The sequence below is a fragment of the Janthinobacterium foliorum genome (assembly GCF_978021625.1).
Genome location: NZ_CDXDQE010000013.1, coordinates 24,351 through 45,110, shown reverse-complemented (window position 1 = coordinate 45,110; position 20,760 = coordinate 24,351). Strand labels below are relative to the sequence as shown.

14 protein-coding genes are annotated in these 20,760 nt (G+C 61.4%); all 14 read left to right on the top strand.

Annotated features, from left to right (window positions below; all coding sequences use genetic code 11):
• Nucleotides 1–403: 403 nt before the first annotated feature.
• The 14 genes from ACZ92H_RS22880 (at nt 404) to typA (ending at nt 20,711) form a co-directional block, all read left to right on the top strand.
• The gene (locus tag ACZ92H_RS22880) at nt 404–2,254 is read left to right on the top strand and encodes an ABC transporter substrate-binding protein (RefSeq protein ID WP_465051134.1); all 1,851 of its coding nucleotides are present in this window, start codon (nt 404–406) and stop codon (nt 2,252–2,254) included.
• A gap of 28 nt (nt 2,255–2,282) precedes the next feature.
• Nucleotides 2,283–3,221 (top strand): ABC transporter permease, encoded by a 939-nt coding sequence (locus ACZ92H_RS22875; protein ID WP_131374152.1) that lies wholly within the window; start codon nt 2,283–2,285, stop codon nt 3,219–3,221.
• 9 nt (nt 3,222–3,230) lie between these two features.
• Nucleotides 3,231–4,346: an ABC transporter permease gene (locus ACZ92H_RS22870; RefSeq protein ID WP_465051133.1), complete on the top strand. Its 1,116-nt coding sequence runs from the start codon at nt 3,231–3,233 to the stop codon at nt 4,344–4,346.
• A gap of 9 nt (nt 4,347–4,355) precedes the next feature.
• Nucleotides 4,356–6,047, top strand: coding sequence for an ABC transporter ATP-binding protein (locus ACZ92H_RS22865; protein ID WP_465051132.1), 1,692 nt, complete (start codon nt 4,356–4,358; stop codon nt 6,045–6,047).
• A gap of 27 nt (nt 6,048–6,074) precedes the next feature.
• Nucleotides 6,075–7,037, top strand: a complete 963-nt coding sequence (locus ACZ92H_RS22860) for a VTT domain-containing protein (RefSeq protein ID WP_131374146.1) — start codon at nt 6,075–6,077, stop codon at nt 7,035–7,037.
• 386 nt (nt 7,038–7,423) lie between these two features.
• Entirely contained in the window at nt 7,424–8,443 is a 1,020-nt protein-coding gene (locus tag ACZ92H_RS22855) for a glucokinase (RefSeq protein ID WP_465051131.1), read from the top strand.
• Between the two features lie 410 nt (nt 8,444–8,853).
• Nucleotides 8,854–9,648 carry an SMC-Scp complex subunit ScpB gene (gene scpB / locus ACZ92H_RS22850; RefSeq protein WP_131374143.1) on the top strand — a complete coding sequence of 265 codons (795 nt, stop codon included), beginning with the start codon at nt 8,854–8,856 and terminating at the stop codon, nt 9,646–9,648.
• Nucleotides 9,641–11,710, top strand: a complete 2,070-nt coding sequence (gene rluB, locus ACZ92H_RS22845) for a 23S rRNA pseudouridine(2605) synthase RluB (RefSeq protein WP_465051130.1) — start codon at nt 9,641–9,643, stop codon at nt 11,708–11,710. Before scpB ends, rluB begins: the two co-directional genes overlap by 8 nt.
• Before the next feature lie 344 nt (nt 11,711–12,054).
• On the top strand, nt 12,055–12,543 hold the full coding sequence (gene rimP, locus ACZ92H_RS22840; RefSeq protein WP_034760462.1) for a ribosome maturation factor RimP: 489 nt from the start codon (nt 12,055–12,057) through the stop codon (nt 12,541–12,543).
• The gene (nusA, locus tag ACZ92H_RS22835) at nt 12,540–14,105 is read left to right on the top strand and encodes a transcription termination factor NusA (protein WP_092798205.1); all 1,566 of its coding nucleotides are present in this window, start codon (nt 12,540–12,542) and stop codon (nt 14,103–14,105) included. Before rimP ends, nusA begins: the two co-directional genes overlap by 4 nt.
• Before the next feature lie 46 nt (nt 14,106–14,151).
• A complete protein-coding gene (gene infB / locus ACZ92H_RS22830; RefSeq protein WP_131374139.1) occupies nt 14,152–17,010 on the top strand; it encodes a translation initiation factor IF-2 in 2,859 nt (952 codons plus the stop codon).
• Between the two features lie 129 nt (nt 17,011–17,139).
• Nucleotides 17,140–17,574 carry a 30S ribosome-binding factor RbfA gene (gene rbfA, locus ACZ92H_RS22825; protein ID WP_465051129.1) on the top strand — a complete coding sequence of 145 codons (435 nt, stop codon included), beginning with the start codon at nt 17,140–17,142 and terminating at the stop codon, nt 17,572–17,574.
• A gap of 2 nt (nt 17,575–17,576) precedes the next feature.
• Complete coding sequence (gene truB, locus ACZ92H_RS22820; protein ID WP_131374136.1) at nt 17,577–18,512, top strand: tRNA pseudouridine(55) synthase TruB; 936 nt, start codon at nt 17,577–17,579, stop codon at nt 18,510–18,512.
• A gap of 366 nt (nt 18,513–18,878) precedes the next feature.
• A complete protein-coding gene (gene typA, locus ACZ92H_RS22815; RefSeq protein WP_076569139.1) occupies nt 18,879–20,711 on the top strand; it encodes a translational GTPase TypA in 1,833 nt (610 codons plus the stop codon).
• The last annotated feature ends 49 nt before the right edge of the window (nt 20,712–20,760 follow it).

The following is a 20,760-nucleotide window of genomic DNA, read 5'->3' as shown; positions in this document are numbered from 1 at the left end:
TCTTGATGTTTCATTCTTTGCAATTATTTTAATGTTGCGCTGCGCTATGCGCTTTCCGTCCGTCGATCCAAAGTGGCTTCATTCAGGGACGTAAGGGTTTCTACCAATGCGCTTTTTCGCCCCATTGGCCGGACTATGTTGCGGTGCGAAAAATTTCACGGGAGGCAGGGGACCTTGTTGCTGCGCACGCCAGAAGTGCCATCGCTTTTCGCCCGGCGCGCAAAATATGCGTTATCGTTACGCCTTTTTCCAGCTCGCCAACACATCGGCGCGGCTGGCGGCGAACAAGGCACAGATCTTGCGAGGATGGACTGGTTTTGGTGGTGGAATCCTGTATCCCAGGCGGACGCCAGTACAAGCGCACCAATACGGTGCGACAGATAATCGAGATGAAGGGTATTACATGAAGTCACCATGGATGCGGCGCGTGGCGCTGCTCGCCTGCCTGGCCACCCTGCCGCTGGCGGCCATTGCCGCCGATGCCGCCCCTGGCCCTGCGGCCGCGCCGGTCAAAACCTTGCGCTATATCCTGCCGGCCGCCGAGACGGGCTTCGACCCGGCCACCGCGCGCGACCTGTATTCGAACCACATCACGCAGGCCATCTTCGATACCCTGTACACGTATGACTACCTGGCGCGTCCCGTCAAGGTCGTGCCCGGCGCGGCGGCCGCGATGCCGGAAGTGTCGGCCGACGGCAAGACCTATACCATCCGCCTCAAGAAAGGCATCCTGTTCACGCCGGACGCCGCGTTCGGCGGCAAGCGCCGCGAACTGACGATGGCCGACTATGTGTATTCGTGGAAACGCCTGTTCGATCCGCGCCTGGCCTCGCCGCATACATGGCTGTTCGAAGGCAAGGTGGTGGGTCTCGATGAGCTGGCGAAGGAAGCGGCCAAGTCGAACAAGTTTGACTACAACAAGAAAGTCGCCGGCCTGGAAATTCTCGATCCGTACACCCTGCGCGTGACGTTGACCAAGACGGATTTCAATTTCCCCATGATCCTGGCCTATGTGCCGACGGCCGCCCTGGCGCGCGAAGTGGTGGACAAGTATGGCGACGTGAAGGGCGAAGTGGGCTCGAATCCCGTCGGCACGGGCTACTACACCCTGGGCGAATGGACGCGCGGCAACCGCATCGTCCTGAACCGCAACACGCAGCATTTGCCCGAGACGTGGAATTTCATGGCCGGCGACGACCCGGACGACCAGCGCATCGTGCGCCAGATGCAGGGCAAGCGCATTCCCGCCATCGACCGCATCGAAATTTCCGTGATGATCGAAGACCAGTCGCGCTGGCTGTCCTTCCAGAGCGGCGGCACGGACGTGTTCTGGCTCGACGGCCCGCTGGCGCCGAAAGCCTTGTTGAACGGCAAGCTGCGGCCCGAACTGGCGGAGAAGGGCGTGCAACTGTCACGCCTGCTCGACCCCGAGATCAGCTATTACTACTGGAACATGGAAGACCCGACCCTGGGTGGCTTCAGCAAGGAAAAGATCGCCCTGCGCCGCGCCATTGCCATGGCGCACAATATCGATGAAGAAATCCGCATCATCTGGAATGGCCAGGCCAAGCGCCTCGACTATCCGATTCCGCCAGGCGTGGTCGGCTACGATCCGCACTACAAGAGCCTGCTGCAATACGATCCCGTGCTGGCGAACAAATTGCTCGACAAGTTCGGCTACAAGAAGGGCGCCGACGGCTGGCGGACTTTGCCTGATGGCAAGCCGTTGCTGATCCGCTACGCGTCGCGCAACGAAGCCAACGGCGTGCTGCAGGCGGAAATGTGGCGCAAGACCTACAACTCGCTGGGCATCCGCATGGAAAACGACCGCATGATCTTTTCCGATATTTTGAAGACGGAAAAGCAGTGCAAGATGCAGACGCGCACGGCGCCCTGGCTGGCCGACTATCCGGATGGCGATAACTTCATGCAGCTGTTCTACGGCCCGAACACGCACCAGAACAACAATGGCTGCTACCAGGACCCGGAATACGATCAATGGTATGCGGCCAGCCAGCACATGCCGGCCAGCCCCGAGCGCGACGAGCTGTACCACAAGATGGCGCGCCGCCTGGAAGTCAACGCGGGCGCCCTGATCGGCTATGCGCGCTACCGCAACATGCTGGCGCAAAAGACGGTGCAAGGCTACAAGAAGCACCCGATCCTGTTCCAGGAATGGGCCTTCATGGATATCGACAGCACGGGCGCGCCCGTGGTTGCCGCGCCAGCCCCTGCGGCCCCGGCGAATAAATAAGCAGCGCTTATAACAACAAGGAATCATTATGTTCGCTTATATCCTGCGCCGTTTATGGCAGATGCTGCCGACCATGCTGGGCGTCGTCCTGCTGGTCTTCATCCTCTTCAACTGGGTGGGTGGCGACCCCGCCTACATTTTGGCCGGCAAGATGTCGAGTGCCGAAAGCATTGCCAACATCCGCCGCCAGCTGGGCGTCGACCAGCCCTACTATGTGCAGCTGTGGATCTTCATCAAGCAGATCGTCACCTTTGATTTCGGCCAGAGCTGGGCCACCGGCGAAACCGTGTCGCACATCATCACGTCGCGCCTGGGCCCATCCATGATGGTGCTGATTCCGCTGACCGTGCTGGAAACCTTCTTTGGCGTGGCGCTGGCGCTGGCCATCGCGTTTGTCCGCGGCTCGCTGACGGACCGCGCCGTCATGATCGCCTGCACGGTGGGCATGTCGATTTCCATCCTCGTCTACATCATCGTCTTCCAGTACGGCTTTGCCTACAAGCTGGGCCTGTTCCCCGTGCAGGGCTGGGGCGACAGCTTCTGGGAAAACCTGCTGCGCTATTCGACCCTGCCGATCCTGATCGGCCTGGCCGTGTCGATTGCGCCCACCCTGCGCCTGTTCCGCACCTTCGTGCTGGACGAAGCCAACCAGGATTACGTGCGCACGGCGCGCGCCAAGGGCTTGAAGGAAGGGCGCATCATGTGGGTCCACGTGCTGCGCAATGCCGCCATTCCCATCATTACCTACGTGATGTCGAACTTGCCGGCCCTGCTGATCGGCGCTTTCCTGCTGGAACGCTTCTTCGGCATCCCCGGCATCGGGCGTGAAGTGATCCTGGCCGTCGAGCGCAGCGACTTTCCGGTGATCAAGGCGATCACCGTGTATGTCGCCGCCGCCACCATGCTCTTCAACCTGCTCACCGACTTGCTGTACCAGGCGGTCGATCCTCGCGTACAACTGAAGTAGAAAGAGACGATGTCGAAACCTCATACTTCGCCCGGCCTGTGGGCCCTGGCGTGGCGCCGTTTGCGCGGCGACAAGATTGCAATGGTATCGCTGGCCGTGGTCGGCGCGTTTTTCCTGCTGGTGCTGGCCTCCGCCAGCGGCCTGCTGGCCTCGAACTGGGAAGATGAAGTGGCCGTCAGCTATGCGCCGCCCACGTTTGTCGGCGCCGACAAGGACGCGGCCGCGGCCGGCGACGGCGCCATTCCCCTGGCCGACGAGCGCAGCGCGCCTACGCCCGTCAACGTGCTCGACCCGCTGGCCGACGACATCGCCGAACTGCGCGCGCAGATGGGCAGCAACCCTTCTGCCGGCGTGGAAATGTACGGCGTGACGGACCCGCTGGCCGACGACTTGACGGCCTTGCGCGCCGGCATGGGCAAGGCCAAGAAACTCGTCACGCACAAGGCGGCCACCCTGCCGTTCGGCGCCGACAAGTGGGGCCACGACATCTTGCAGAAGACCATCAAGGGCGGCGAAACGTCGATCGTCGTGGGCCTGGTGGCCGCCTTGCTGGCCGTCGTGCTGGGCACGCTTTTTGGCGCCGTCTCCGGCTATTTCGGCGGCATCGTCGATGATTTCTTCAACTGGTTCTACAGCATTTTTACGTCGATTCCGTCCATCCTGATGATTTTGACGGTGGCGGCCGTGCTGCAGCAGAAGGGCGTGCTGACCATCGTGCTGATCCTCGGGTTGACGGGCTGGACCGGGCCATACCGGCTGATCCGCGCCGAATACATCAAGCACAAGGCGCGCGAATACGTGATGGCGGCCGACGCCATCGGCGCCTCGCACTGGCGCAAGATGTTTTCGCACATCTTCCCGAACGTGAGCCACGTGGCGCTGGTGCAGATGTCGATTCTGGTGGTGGGCTTCATCAAGGCCGAGGTGATCCTGAGTTTCCTCGGCTTCGGCGTGCCGGTGGGCACCGTCTCGTGGGGCAGCATGCTCAACGAGGCACAAAATGAACTGATCCTGGGCAAATGGTGGCAGCTGACGGCCGCCGCCACGGCGATGGCCGTGCTGGTGACGGCGTTCTCGCTGTTTACCGATGCCTTGCGCGATGCGCTCGACCCCAAAGTGAAATAGGAGTTGCTCATGGACCAGAATAACCTGTTGGAAGTGCGCGACCTGCGCGTCACCTTCCGCCTCGACAAGAAGACCACGTTTGAAGCCGTCAAGGGCATTTCGTTCAACGTGCCGCGCAACAGCACCGTGGCCCTGGTGGGCGAATCGGGCAGCGGCAAGTCCGTCAGCTCCCTGGCCGTGATGGGACTGCTGCCGCCGGACAGCACCATCATCGATCCCGCCTCCCGCATCCATTTCGGCGGGCGCAATCTGCTGGACCTGTCGATCGCCGAGCGCCGCAACATGTGCGGCAAGGATATCTCGATGATCTTCCAGGAACCGATGTCGTCCTTGAATCCCGTGTTTACCGTCGGTTTCCAGATCGCCGAAGTGTTGCGCCAGCATATGGGCATGAATGGCAAGCAGGCCCGCGCGCGTACCCTGGCATTGCTCGAGGAAGTGGGCATCCCCGACCCGGCGACGAAAATCGACGCCTACCCGAGCCAGATGTCGGGCGGCCAGCAGCAGCGCGTGATGATCGCCATGGCGATCGCCTGCGAACCGAAACTGCTGATCGCCGATGAACCGACGACGGCGCTGGACGTGACGATCCAGAAGCAGATCATGGACCTCATCGCGGCGCTGCAAAAGAAGCATCAGATGTCCGTGCTCTTCATTACCCACGACCTGGGCCTGGTGGGGGAGATCGCCGACCAGGTGATCGTCATGCGCCACGGCGAAGTGCGCGAGACGGGCGAGGTGCGGCAAGTGTTCGAAGCGCCGCAAGACAGCTATACCAAGGCGCTGCTGCATTGCCGCCCCTCCTTGGACGAGCGCCCATGGCGCCTGCCCGTGATTGCCGATTACATGGAGGGCAAGGCCGGCCCAGGCGTCGAGGTGAAGCAGCGCACGCGCGGTTACACCCCGGGCGACAAGCCGGTGCTGGTGGTGAATAACCTGAGCAAAAGTTTTTATACGCGCGAGGGCCTGTTCGGCAAGCGCGAATTCCAGGCCGTCAAGGATGTGTCGTTTACTTTGCCGCGCGGAAAAACCCTGGGCGTGGTGGGCGAATCCGGCTCCGGCAAGACGACGGTGGGCCTGACCTTGCTGCGCCTGCACCAGGCGACGGGCGGCACGGCCATGTTCCATGGCAAGGATCTGATCGCCATGCCGAACAAGGAATACCTGCCGTATAAGCGCCGCATCCAGATCATCTTCCAGAATCCGTATGCCTCGCTCAATCCCCGTTTCACGGTGGGGCAGATCCTGCTGGAACCGATGCGCATCCACAACATCGGCGCCAACGACAAGGAGCGCATCGCCAAGGCCTACTGGCTGCTGGACAAGGTGGGCTTGCCGGAACAGGCTTTCCACCGCTATCCGCACGAGTTTTCCGGCGGCCAGCGGCAGCGCATCGCCATCGCGCGCTGCCTGACCATGCAGCCGGAAATTCTCGTGTGCGACGAATCCGTGTCGGCGCTGGACGTATCGGTGCAGGCGCAGGTGCTGAACCTGCTGCAGGACTTGCAGGATGAGTTCGGCCTGTCCTACATCTTCATCTCGCACGATCTGTCGGTGGTGAAATACATCGCCGACCAGGTGATGGTGATGCACAAGGGGCAGGTGGTGGAGCTGGCCGATTCGGACGAGCTGTACCGCAATCCCGTGCATCCATACACGCGTACCCTGCTCAGTGCCATACCGAAGGGCGTGCAAATATAAACAGGCTTTTGCGGTAAGATAGCGCCCATGCCCAACCTCATTTACCTGCTCGAACATTACGGTGTCCTGATTGTCTTTGGCATCGTGCTGGTGGAGCAGCTCGGCTTGCCGATTCCCGCCTTTCCCATCCTCGTGGTGGCGGGAGCGCTGGCCGTCGATGGCGACATGAATGGGGCGCTGGTGCTGGCCGCCGCGCTGGGCGCCTGCCTGATCAGCGACTTCACGTGGTTCCGCGCAGGCCGCTATTTTGGCAAGCGCATCCTGCGGCTGCTGTGCCGCATCTCGCTGTCGCCCGACTATTGCGTCAGCCAGACGGAAGACAAATTCAAGCGCTGGGGCCCGAAAGCCCTGATCGTCTCCAAATTCGTGCCAGGTTTTAATACCGTGGCCGCGCCCATGTCCGGCGCGCTGGGCACGCCACCGGGGCAATTCTTCCTGTATGCGGGCCTGGGCGCCTTGCTGTGGAGCGGCACGGGCATCGTCGTCGGCGTGATTTTCCACGCCAGCGTGCAGCAGGTGCTCGATTTGCTCAGCACCATGGGCAGCACCGCCTTGCTGATGCTGGCCACCTTGCTGGGCTTGTTCCTGCTGTATAAATTCCTCGAACGCCGGCGCTTCCGCCAGGCTTTGCAGATCGAGCGCATCGGCATCGATGAATTGCTCGAACTCATAGCGCAGGGCGAGGAGCCGCTGATGGTCGACGCCCGCAGTGCCACGGCGCAGGCGCTGGAGCCGGCCGTGCCGGGCGCCTTGTTCTTCAATGGCAAGGAACCCGTGCCCGCCATGATTGCCATGGACAAGGACCGCCACATCATCGTGTATTGCAGCTGCCCCAACGATGTGACGGCCGCGCAAGTGGCCCAGCTGCTGCACCAGCATGGCTTCCACCGCGCCAAACCCCTGCATGGCGGCCTCGACGCGTGGAACGCCGCCTACCGTTCGGACCAGCCGGCGCCTGCCAGCCTGCTGGGCGAAAGCGTGTCTTCCTGAGCACGCATCTGGCTATCCGCCTGTCGGTGGTGCGCGATGACTGGAAGTTGGTAGTAATAATACGAAAATACGCCCCATGGGTCGCCTGAGAAGCGCCGATTTCCTCCCCGTTTCCTGTACAACGCAGCATTGCGCAAACTTGGGCATACTATCCCGTATGGGGCGTTTCTGCTGCTATGCAGCATGGATTGCTGGCTGCTGGCGAGTGTGGGCGCTTACTGTAAAACATTGTATGCGAGTAACTTTACCTGTGCCTGTTGCATTTGGAGTGTAACTACCAATAAAGGCCTGTTTTGATGTACTTAAACTACAAACTTTGCTTGCCTCCGGGCGCATTCATCCTTTAAGCTTGGCGTCCCATGCGTCCCACTTCATCATTTAAAATCATGAGCGCTTCGTCTTCACCCGTATTGCCGACTTCCGCCTTTGCCGATGGGCCGCGCCTGCTGGCCGACGTGGGCGGCACCAATGCCCGCTTCGCCCTGGAAGTGGCCGCCGGCCACATCGTTCTGGTGGAAGTGCTGCCCTGTGCCGACTATCCGAGCCTGTCCGCCGCACTGAAGGCTTACCTGGCCCTGCCGCACGTGGCCGCCGCCGGCGGGCAAGCCGTGCGCCATGCCGTGATCGCCATCGCCAATCCCGTCGACGGCGATTTCCTCAGCATGACGAATCACCACTGGTCGTTCTCGATCCGCGCCATGCGTGAAGAGTGCGGTTTCACGACCCTGGACGTGGTCAACGATTTCACGGCCCTGGCGCGCGCCTTGCCGCTGCTGTCGAGCGAGCAGAAGCATCAGGTCGGCGCGGGCACGGCCCGTCCGAACACGGCCATCGGCCTGATCGGCGCCGGCACGGGCCTGGGCGTGTCGGGCCTGATTCCTTCGCATGGCGGCTGGATCGCCCTGCAAAGCGAAGGCGGCCATGTGAGCTTTGCGCCGTCGAATGAAACGGAAGTGGGCATCCTGCAGTTTGCCTGGCGCGAATTTGAACACGTCTCGGCCGAGCGCCTGATTTCCGGCGATGGCCTGGAGCTGATCTACCGCGCCCTGGCCGACCGCGCCGGCGTGCCGGCCGAAGACTTGCCGGCGGCGGAGATCACGCGCCGCGCGCTGGCCGGCGAATCGCAGCTGTGCGACGACGTCATCGAAGCGTTCTGCTGCATGCTGGGCACGGTGGCGGGCAACGTCGCCGTCACCCTGGGCGCGCTGGGCGGCATCTATATCGGCGGCGGCATCGTGCCGCGCCTGGGCCAGCGCTTCGACCGTTCGGGCTTCCGCGCCCGCTTCGAGCGCAAGGGGCGCTTCGCCAACTATGTCTCGCAAGTGCCGACCTTCGTGATCACGGCGCAGTATCCTGCTTTCCTGGGCGCATCGGCCATTCTCTCGGAGAAACTCTCCTCCCTGTAATATGGGGCAGGCGCGACGGGTATTGCCGATTTGTAACGCCGGGACCGGGTAAAACGCGTGTTTTGCCCGGTTTTGCGCTTTTCCGCTTTTTATCAGGTACAATTGGCATCGTTGGATGAAACGACGACTGTCGCTCACTTGCCTGGCTGGTCCGCCGCCACAAGAGAAGCAGCTGCTCCGGATATCGTTTCATTGCTGGTTATTTAAGGCCAGCACCATGGATCGCAGGACTTTCACTGCATCCGCAAGTCCCGCTTTGCGCGCATCGGCCAAGGCGTCGGAAAAACAGCCTCAACTTGTAACCCCAGCATGGCGTCGTCATCGATGTCTGCCATCCGTTACGTTGAAATGAACGTTTTTGATTTCTTTCTCTGCATACGAATTGCAACACACATCCGCACAGAATTGCTATGAATACAATTGAGGCTAAAAAAGTCCTCGAAACCGCGTTGCTGTGCGCTCGTGAATCGCTGACGATCCACAGCTTGAAAAAGCTGTTCGTCGATGCGGACGAGAGTGGCCGCGTGCGCGGCGTCGGCGTCGGTGCCGACACGATCAAGCAATTGCTGGAAGAGTTGCGCGATGAGTGGGAAGGGCGGGGCATCGAGATCGTCAGCCTGGCTTCAGGCTGGCGCTTTCAAAGCCGTCCCGAAATGAAGATGTATCTGGATCGCCTGACGCCCGAGCGGCCGCCCAAGTATTCGCGGGCGACCCTGGAAACCCTGGCCATCATCGCCTACCGCCAGCCGGTGACGCGGGGTGACATCGAGGAAATCCGCGGCGTTGCCGTCAATTCGCAGACGATCAAGATGCTGGAAGACCGCGGCTGGGTCGATGCCATCGGCTACCGCGACGTGGTGGGCCGGCCGGCCTTGCTGGCCACCACCAAGCAATTTTTGGATGACCTGGGTTTGCATTCGCTGTCCCAGCTGCCGCCGTTGCAGCAAATCAGCGAAATGCAGGGCAATGGGCTCGAAGCCCTGGAAGCGGCCCTGCAGGAAAATTTTGACAAGGCAAGCAATGAGCTTGCCCCCCAGCTTGGTGCAGGTAGCAATACGGCTGTGACAGATGTAGATGTGACAGCAAGCCTTGATGCCGGCCCCGATGCTTCGCCCACGGACGAAGCCTACACTCACGACCCTGCGCCAGAACTAACGGTTGACGCTGCGCCAGGTCAGCACAGCCAAGAAACGAATAATGAATAATCCGAATACTCCCGAGACAGTTACCGCCAGCGACGAAGTCATCGTTGCCAAGCCCAAGCGCCGCACCAAGGCCCAGATCGAAGCCGATGCCGCAGCTGCTGCTACGCCCGCCGCCGGCGACGCCGTTGCCGCCAAGCCGAAGCGCCGCACGAAAGCCGACGTGGCCGCCGATGCGCCTGTCGCCGCCGATGCCGCTGCCGAAGCTGCTCCTGTCGTCAAGAAAACCCGCGCCAAGCCGGCCCTGAAGGCCGTGGCCGAAGCGGCGGAAGCCGCTGCCGAGGCGGTCGCCGCCCCTGCGCCGCGTCCGCCGCGCGCCCGCGCCGCCGCCAAGGCCGCTGCCGCCGAGGCGGAAGCCGCGCCGGAAGCGGCCGCTGAAAAGCCGGCCGAAGCGCGCCCGACGCGCGGTCCGCGCCAGATGCGCGGCGTGCAAGCCGAACGCGCGCTGCGCCAGCCGCCGCGCGCGGAAGCGCCGCAGGCAGCGGAAGCCGCTGCGCCTGCCGCAGAGCAGGCTGCCGCGCCAGCCGCCGACGTGTTCGACGCCGAAGGCAACCTCGTTTCGGCGCCACGCGCGCCGCGCGGTCCGCGCAACGACGTGCCGGGCGCCGGCAAGAATGCAGGCAAGAGCCGTAAAAAAGGCAAGGGCCGCCAGGCTGCGCCGGGCAAGGTCAGCGATGCCGACGCCGTGTTCTCGTTCGTTACCTCCGACGCCTTCGACAGCGAAGAGGGCGGCACGGGCCGCGTGCAGAAAGCCGCCGTGCGCCGCGACCTGACGTCCGACGACGATGCGCCGAAGCTGCACAAGGTGCTGGCCGAAGCCGGTCTCGGTTCGCGCCGCGACATGGAAGACCTGATCATTTCGGGCCGCGTGTCCGTGAATGGCGAGCCGGCCCACATCGGCCAGCGCATCCTGCCGACCGACCACGTGCGCATCAACGGCAAGTTGATCCAGCGCCGCGTCAGCAAGAAGCCGCCGCGCGTGCTGGTGTACCACAAGCCGGCCGGGGAGATCGTCAGCCATAACGACCCGGACGGCCGTCCATCCGTGTTCGACCGCCTGCCGACCATGAAGGCGGGCAAGTGGCTGGCCGTTGGCCGCCTCGACTTCAACACGGAAGGCCTGCTGCTGTTTACCACCTCCGGTGACCTGGCCAACCGCCTGATGCACCCGCGCTACGGCATCGACCGCGAGTACGCCGTGCGTACCCTGGGCGAGCTGGAAGAGGGCATGCGCCAGAAGCTGCTGGCCGGCGTCGAACTGGAAGACGGCATGGCGCAATTTTCGAAAATCGCCGACGGCGGCGGCGAAGGCATCAACAAGTGGTACCGCGTGGTGATCGGCGAAGGCCGCAACCGCGAAGTGCGCCGCATGTTCGAAGCCATCGGCCTGACCGTGTCGCGCCTGATCCGTACCCGCTACGGCGCCATGACCCTGCCAAGCGGCCTGAAACGCGGTCGCTGGGAAGAGATGGATGAAAACACCGTGCGCGATCTGCTGACCGCCTACGGCATCGAAAAGAAAATGCCGCCTTCGGGCGATCCCCGCGCCGCTGGCGCCGCCAAGGGCCGCGAGGCGCGCAAGGCCAGCCGTGATGACGAGCCGAATGGCAACCGCATCGATGTGAGCAACCGCAACGCCGATCCGTTCCCTGTCGCGCCGCGCCGTGGCCAGCCGCAAGGCCAGTTTGCCCGTCCGCAAGGCCAGGGCCGTCCCGGCGGCGCCGGCCGTCCTGGCGAAGCGCGTGGTCCGGGCCGTGGCCAGCCACAAGGTCCGTTCCAGGGTGGGCAGCCGCGTTCGTCGGCATCGTTCGAAGGTGCGCCGCAAGGCCGTGCTCCGCGCGCTGCCGGCCAGGGCCAGGGTCGTCCGGGTGGCGAAGGCCGCGCGCCGCAGCGCGGTCCGCGCCAGCCGGACCCGCTGCAAACGGCATTTGGCTTCGCCAACACGGGTCCGCGCCGCAATGCCGGCGGTGGCACCGGTGGCCAGGCGCGTTCGGGCGGCCAGCCGCGTGGCGGCATGGATCGTGGCGGCATGGATGGCATGCCGCGCCGCCGCAGCAAAGGTTAAGCGGGGAGTGTTTCTTCTCGCGCACCCGCTGATCTGCCGCGGGTGCGCGCTCTTGTAACTGTTGTAAGCCGGGCCGCTCCTTGTGTGCGGCATTGCGGCGAAGTTAATAAGAGGTTATAATCTGCAGCCTAATAAAAGTTCTCCGCAGGGTTGTTTGGTGGGGAGTGCTTTCATCTGGTTGGGGAAATACAAGAAGATGGGCAGATGCCCATTTTTTTTTTGTTGAACCGTTTGTAATGGCTCCGCAAGGGGCCATATATGACTTGAATGCGTGTTTTTCGCATGCCGCCGGTGCTGTTGCAGTGCCGCGATGCTGAAAACGGGCCTTATTTCTGGAGAATTTCTTGCAGCAGTTGGGATTAATTGAAAAGACAGTCACTGGTCTGGGCTATGAGCTCGTTGATGTCGAACGTGCCGAGCGCGGGCTGCTGCGCGTCTTTATTGATTTCAGCGCCGCCGATGCCGCTGAAAAAGGTCCGATCACGGTCGAAGACTGTGCCACGGTGAGTCACCAGTTATCGCATGTGTTGACGGTAGAGAACGTTCCTTACGAGCGTCTCGAGATCTCTTCCCCGGGTCTGGATCGCCCGGTGCGCAAGCTGGAAGACTTTGTCCGTTTCGCAGGCCAGGAAATCATCGTCAAGCTGACTGTGGCGATGCCGGGTACGAACAACCGGAAATCGTTCCAGGGGATTCTGCAAGAACCCGTGGGCGATAAATTGTCGTTGGAATTTGAAGGTAAGGATGGTCCGGCGATGTTGGAGTTTACGCTCGCCGACGTGGATAAGGCACGCTTGGTGCCGCAGGTGGTTTTTAAGGGACGCAAAGCATGAGCCGCGAAGTTTTATTATTGGTTGACGCGCTGGCGCGCGAAAAAAACGTCGATAAAGATGTCGTCTTCGGCGCCCTCGAATTCGCGTTGGCGCAAGCCACGAAGAAACGGTATGAGGGTGAAGTAGACATCCGCGTTTCGATCGACCGCGAAACGGGCGAATTTGAATCGTTCCGCCGCTGGCACGTGGTGCCCGATGAAGCTGGCCTGCAATTGCCGGATCAGGAGATCCTGCATTTCGAGGCAAAAGAACAGATTCCCGATATCGAAGTCGATGATCACATCGAAGAACCGATCGAATCCGTCGAATTCGGCCGCCGTTTCGCCCAGGATACCAAACAGGTCGTCCTGCAGCGCGTGCGCGATGCCGAGCGCGAACAGATCCTGGTGGACTTCCTGGAACGCGGCGATTCGCTCGTCACCGGCACCATCAAGCGCATGGAGCGCGGTGATGCCATCGTTGAATCGGGCAAGATCGAAGCGCGTCTGCCGCGCGACCAGATGATCCCGAAAGAGAATCTGCGTATCGGCGACCGCGTGCGTGCTTACATCTTGCGCATCGACCGCAACATGCGCGGCCCGCAAGTGATTCTGTCGCGCACCGCGCCGGAATTCATCATGAAGCTGTTTGAACTGGAAGTGCCGGAAATCGAGCAAGGCATGCTGGAAATTAAATCCGCAGCCCGCGATGCCGGCGTGCGCGCCAAGATCGCCGTCTACACGGCTGACAAGCGCATCGACCCGATCGGTACTTGCGTCGGCATGCGCGGTTCGCGCGTGCAGGCTGTCACCGGTGAGCTGGGCGGCGAACGTGTGGATATCGTGCTGTGGTCGGAAGATCCGGCGCAGTTCGTCATCGGCGCCCTGGCACCGGCGAACGTATCGTCGATCATGGTCGACGAAGAAAAGCATGCGATGGATGTTGTCGTCGATGAAGAAAACCTGGCAATCGCGATCGGCCGCTCCGGCCAGAACGTGCGCCTGGCGTCGGAACTGACCGGCTGGAAGATCAACATCATGACGGCCGAAGAATCGGCTGACAAAGCTGCCCAGGAAACGGCTGCCGTGCGCATCCTGTTCATGGAAAAGCTCGATGTCGACCAGGAAGTGGCCGATATTCTGGTGGAAGAAGGTTTCGCCAGTCTGGAAGAAATCGCTTACGTGCCAATTTCCGAAATGCTGGAAATCGAATCGTTCGATGAAGATACCGTCAATGAACTCCGTACCCGTGCGCGTGATGCGCTCGTGACCGAAGCGATCGCTTCGGAAGAGGGTCTGGAAGGCATGGACGAGGCGTTGGTGAATCTGGAAGGCATGGATCGCATCACCGCCGGCAAGCTGGGTCTGGCTGGTATCAAGACCGTAGAAGCATTTGCAGCACTGGCATACGACGAATTTGGCGCAATCCTGGCCTTGTCTGCGGACCGTGCGCGTGAACTGATTACAAGTGAATTTAAAGATGTGACCGACGATGAGATGAAGTTGGTTGACTCGAAATACGACGATCGTGCCAAGGCGTTGCAAGCCAAGGCATGGAGTCTGGCCGAATCCGCAAAGGCTTAATTTGAGTATCTTTATCATCTCCGCGACACATAGAAAAGAGGACTGAATGGCGAGTAACAACGTAGCCCAATTTGCCACCGAACTGAAGATGCCTGCAGATTTGCTGCTGACGCAGCTGCGTTCTGCCGGCGTCGAGAAAAGTTCGACGTCAGATCCATTGTCGAAAGATGATAAGGACAAGCTTTTGGATCATCTGCGCCGCACACACGGCGCAGCGGCTGACACAGAAAAGAAAAAAATCACCGTGACCCGCAAGGAAACGACTGAAATCAAGCAAGCTGACGCCACCGGCAAGTCGCGCACCATCCAGGTGGAAGTGCGCAAGAAACGCACCTTCGTCCAGCGTGACGAAGCGGCGCCGGTCGCAGCTGAACCGGCCGCGCCTGCCGCGCCGGTGATCGATCCCGCCGAAGTGGCGCGCCGTGAGGAAGATGCCCGTAAACAGGCAGAACTGATCGCCCGCCAGGAAGCCGACCTGCGCGAAAAGCAGGAACGTCTGGCCAAGCTCGACGCGGAAAAAGAAGCCCAGGCGAAAGCCACGCAACAGGCTGAACTGGCTGCGAAGAAAGAAGCGGAAGCGGAAGCGAAGAAAGCCGCCGCCAAGGCTGCCGCCGCGCCTGCCGCCAGCACCGCCGCGCCTGTCGCCGACGATGCCGCCGCGGAAGCGAAAAAAGCTGCCGCCGCTGAAGAAGCGAAGAAAAAAGCCGCTGCCGCTGCTGTTGCCGCCAAGGAAGCCGCCGAGAAAGCGGAAGCCACCGAGCGCGCACGCAAGGCCGTTGCCGATGAAGTGGCCCAGATCAAGGCCATGATGAACGCGCCACGCCGCGCCATCAAGGCGCCTGAGCCTGCACCGGTTCCCGTCAAGCCAAAGGCGCCGGAAGGCACCCTGCACAAGCCTGCCGACAAGAAACCTGGCGACAAGCCGGGCGACAAGAAGCCTGCTGTTGCAGACAAGAAATCCATCAAGTCGGCCAATGTGTCGTCCACCTGGTCCGATGACGCGAAAAAACGCGGCACCACCGGTGGTCCCAAGCCACGCGGCAATAGCGGCCCAGGCGGCCGTGACAGCTGGCGCGGTGGCGCGAAGGGCCGCCGCCCGACGCACCATGACGACCGTGAATCGAACTTCCAGGCGCCGACGGAAGCCGTCGTCAAGGACGTGCACGTTCCGGAAACCATCACCGTGGCCGAACTGGCGCACAAGATGTCCGTCAAGGCTTCCGAAGTCATCAAGCATTTGATGAAACTGGGCCAGATGTGCACGATCAACCAGGTGTTGGACCAGGAAACCGCCATGATTCTGGTGGAAGAAATGGGCCACAAGGCGTTCGCCGCCGAACTGGACGATCCGGAAGCGCTGCTGGCCGACGTGGGCGAACACGCGCACTTCGAAACCAAGCCGCGCGCACCGGTGGTCACCGTCATGGGTCACGTCGACCACGGCAAGACCTCGCTGCTCGATTACATCCGTCGCGCCAAGGTGGCATCGGGCGAAGCGGGCGGGATTACGCAGCATATCGGCGCTTACCACGTCGATACGCCACGCGGCATGATCACCTTCCTCGACACCCCGGGTCACGAAGCGTTTACCGCGATGCGTGCCCGTGGCGCGAAGGCAACCGACATCGTTATTCTGGTGGTTGCCGCCGACGATGGCGTGATGCCGCAAACGAAAGAAGCGATTGCCCATGCGAAAGCAGCTGGCGTACCGCTGGTGGTGGCGATCAACAAGGTCGACAAACCAGGCGGCAACGTTGACCGCGTGACGCAGGAACTGGTCGCCGAACAAGTCGTGCCGGAAGAATACGGTGGCGAATCGCCATTCGTGCCGGTCTCGGCCAAAACGGGTCAGGGTATCGATGACCTGCTGGAACAAGTGCTGCTGCAAGCCGAAGTGCTGGAGCTGACGGCACCGGTGGAAGCGCCTGCACGCGGCCTGGTGGTCGAGGCGCGTCTGGACAAGGGCCGTGGTCCTGTCGCGACGATCCTGGTGCAGTCGGGTACCTTGCGCCGCGGCGACGTGATCTTGGCGGGCTCTTCGTATGGCCGCGTGCGCGCCATGCTGGACGAGAACGGCAAGGCCATCGCTGAAGCGGGTCCGTCGATTCCGGTCGAAATCCAGGGTCTGACGGAAGTGCCGGTCGCCGGTGAAGAAGTCGTCGTCATGGCTGACGAGCGCAAGGCGCGTGAAATCGGTCTGTTCCGTCAAGGTAAGTTCCGTGACGTGAAACTGGCGAAACAGCAAGCTGCGAAACTGGAAAACATGTTCGACCAGATGGCCGAAGGCGAAGTGAAAAACTTGCCGTTGATCATTAAAACCGACGTGCAGGGTTCGCAGGAAGCGCTGGTTGGCTCCTTGCAGAAACTGTCGACTTCCGAAGTGCGCGTACAAGTGGTACACGCGGCCGTCGGTGGCATCACGGAATCGGACGTCAACCTGGCAGTCGCCTCGAAAGCGGTCATCATCGGCTTTAACGCCCGTGCTGATGCCCAGGCACGCAAGCTGGCCGAGTCGAATGGCGTGGACATTCGCTACTACAACATCATTTACGATGCGATCGACGAGATCAAATCGGCGTTGTCGGGCATGTTGGCACCAGAGAAACGCGAAACGGTCATCGGCCAGGTCGAGATCCGCCAGGTTATCCTGGTCTCGAAAGTGGGCGCGATTGCCGGTTGCCTGGTCACCGATGGCGTGGTCAAGCGTGCTTCTTCCGTCCGCCTGTTGCGCAACAACATCGTGGTCTGGAGCGGCGAGATCGACTCCCTGAAACGCTTCAAGGACGATGCGAAAGAAGTTCGCGCCGGTCTGGAGTGCGGCCTGTCGCTGAAGAACTACAACGACATTCAGGTTGGCGACACGCTGGAAGTGTTCGAAGTCCAGGAAATCGCGCGTACCCTGTAATCGCAGCAGTAAAAGAAATGAAATACCGCGCGGACATATCGTTGTCCGCGCAAACACGTGGGGCGCATGGGGCAACGGGTAACCGTTTGACCCATGCGCCCTGCGGCACTTAGGACAGCACTTACTATCATGGCTAAACATAGCAAAACCATGCCAGCGCGCGGCTTGCGCGTGGCTGACCAGATCCAGCGCGATCTGGCTGAAATCATCGCCTACGAATTGAAAGACCCCCGCGTCGGCACGATGATCACCATCACCGAAGTGCAGATCACGCCCGACTACGCGCACGCCAAGGTGTTTTTCACAATGTTGAAAGACAGCAAGGAAGCCATCAAGAACACCACCGAAGGCCTGATGGCTGCGGCCGGCTTCATCCGTGGCTTGCTGGGCAAGCGCCTGCACATCCACACCTTGCCGATGCTGCATTTCGTGCACGACAGCTCCACCTCGCGCGGCATGGAAATGTCCTTGTTGATCGACAAGGCCAACGCCACGCGCGCGGCCGATGCCGAGCCGGACGAGCAGCCGAACGGCGAGCCCGCGGACAAAGCGGGCGAGCAATAACAGTGGCCGGTCCGAAGAAACCGCCCGGCATCAAGCGGGTGCGCGATCTGGTGGACGGCGTCTTGCTGCTGGACAAGCCCGTGGGCTGGTCCAGCAACGATGCGCTGATCAAGGCCAAGCGCGTGCTCAACGCGAAGAAGGCGGGCCATACGGGTACCCTGGACCCGTTCGCCACGGGCTTGCTGCCGCTGTGCTTTGGCGAGGCGACCAAGTTTTCCCAGGATTTGCTGGAAGCGGATAAAACCTACGAAACCCTGGTGCACCTGGGGCAGACGACGGATACGGGCGATACGGAAGGCGACGTGCTGGAAACGCGCGACGTCAACGTCACGCCGCAGCAGATCGAGGCCGTGCTGGCGCAGTTCCGCGGGCCCATCCTGCAGACGCCGCCCATGTACTCGGCCTTGAAAAGGGACGGCAAGCCCTTATATGAGTATGCAAGGGCGGGCATCACCCTGGAGCGCGAAGCGCGCCCGGTGACCATCCACAAGCTGGAGTTCCTCGGCTATGAAGCCCCGTTCCTGAAATTGTCCGTGATGTGCAGCAAGGGCACGTATATCCGCGTGCTGGGCGAAGACATCGGCCATGCCCTCGGTTGCGGCGCCCATCTGAACGCCTTGCGCCGCACGCAAGTGGGCAGCCTGACCCTGGACGGCGTCGTTACGCTGGACGAGCTGACGGCCCATGCCGAACCGTTGAGCCTGCTCGCACCCGTCGATGCCTTGCTGTCGAGTTTTCCTGCCGTGCAACTGACGGAAGAGTTGGCCAAGCGTTTCCTGCATGGCCAGCGCATCGCGCTGGGCAAAGAAGAGGTCGCCGTACCCGCCGAGCCGGGCAGGGTGCGCGTGTATCACGACAGCAAGCTGCTGGGCACGGGCCAGTTGCAGGAATACAGCATCCTGGCGCCGGAGCGCTTGATCGCCACCGCGCATCAGTGAAGGCCTGACCAAACCTACTGCGCGTCGTGATTTGCGGCCTGCGATGCTCACTGCCCCGGCGGCCCCGTGCCGCGCACAGCTGCGCTTCTTGACCACAACTCACTTCCGCTCGCTACGGTTTTGTCAGGTGTCGTTAAGTCATAGGTAAGTCATAGGTAAGTCATGGTCAAGTCATATTGATCAGCGACACTGCTAACCCGGTGTCGCATTTTTAAACAATCCGTCCCCGACTGCGGGAGCCGCCAGCATTTTTAGATAGCGTTGCAACGCAACATGCTATACTACGCGGTTCCGGAAATAGATTAGCATTCGGGTATCTCGTACATCTTGTACGCACACCGCAGTTTTTCAGTAACTACTACGACCATGTCAAATACAAAACGCGCAATTCGTAATATCGCCATTATCGCCCACGTTGACCACGGCAAAACCACGCTGGTGGATCAGCTGCTGCGCCAGTCCGGCACCTTCCGTGAAAACCAAGCGGTCGACACCCGAGTCATGGACTCGAACGACCTGGAAAAGGAGCGCGGCATTACGATTCTGTCGAAGAACTGCGCTGTTGAGTACGAAGGCACCCACATCAACATCGTCGACACCCCAGGCCACGCCGACTTCGGCGGCGAAGTGGAACGTGTTCTGTCGATGGTGGACTCGGTTCTGCTGCTGATCGATGCACAGGAAGGCCCGATGCCACAAACCCGTTTCGTCACGCGCAAGGCGTTGGCACTGGGTCTGAAGCCTATCGTCATCGTCAACAAGATCGACCGTCCAGGCGCGCGCCCGGACTGGGCCATCAACCAGACGTTCGAACTGTTCGACAAGCTGGGCGCTACAGACGAGCAACTGGACTTCCCTATCGTTTACGCTTCGGGCCTGAACGGCTATGCCGGCCTGACCGAAGACGTGCGCGGCGGCGACATGAAGCCGATGTTCGACGCCATCCTGGAACACGTTCCAGTGCGTGACGACAATCCGGAAGGCCCGCTGCAAATGCAGATCACCTCGCTCGACTACTCGTCGTACGTGGGCAAGATCGGCATTGGCCGCGTCAACCGCGGTACCGTTAAAGTTGGTCAAGACGTGCTGGTCATCAATGGTCCAGGCGCCACCCCGATCAAGGGCCGCATCAACCAGGTGCTGAACTTCAAGGGCCTGGAGCGCGTGCTGGTGGACGAAGCCGTCGCCGGCGACATCTGCCTGATCAACGGTATCGACGAAATCGGCATCGGTTCGACCCTGTGCGCAGTGGACACGCCAGAAGCGCTGCCTATGCTGACCGTCGACGAGCCGACCCTGACCATGAACTTCATGGTCAACAACTCGCCACTGGCTGGCCGCGAAGGCAAGTTCGTGACCTCGCGTCAACTGCGCGACCGTCTGGAAAAAGAATTGAAAGCCAACGTTGCTCTGCGCGTGGCACCAACCGACGACGACACGATCTTCGAAGTATCGGGCCGCGGCGAGCTGCACCTGACGATTCTGATCGAAAACATGCGTCGCGAAGGCTTCGAGCTGGCCGTATCGCGTCCGCGCGTGGTGTTCAAGATGGTCGATGGCGTGCGCCACGAGCCGTTTGAAAACCTGTCGGTCGACGTGGAAGAAGCCAACCAGGGCGGCGTCATGGAAGAACTGGGCCGTCGTCGCGGCGACCTGCAAAACATGGAATCGGATGGCAAGGGCCGCGTGCGTCTCGAGTACCTGATCCCGGCGCGTGGCCTGATCGGCTTCCAGGGCGAATTCATGACCCTGACCCGCGGCACCGGCCTGATGAGCCACGTGTTCCACGAATACGCACCAGTCGACAACACCCGTGGCGAAATGGCTGGCCGTCGCAACGGCGTGCTGATCTCGCAGGACGACGGCGCCGCTGTTGCCTACGCTATCTGGAAACTGCAGGACCGCGGCCGCATGTTCGTGTCGCACAATGACCCGGTCTACGAAGGCATGGTCATCGGTATCCACTCGCGCGACAACGACCTGGTCGTCAACCCGATCAAGGGCAAGCAGCTGACCAACGTGCGTTCGTCGGGTACCGACGAAGCGGTGCGCCTGGTACCGCCGATCCAGATGTCCCTGGAATACGCGGTCGAGTTCATCGAGGACGACGAACTGGTGGAAATCACGCCGAAATCGATCCGTCTGCGCAAGCGTTTCCTGAAAGAGCACGAGCGTAAAAAAGCGTCGCGTGATTCTTAATATGTTGTAGCGCATGGCCTGCGGGCCATGTTGCCTCCGGCCCGCTGCG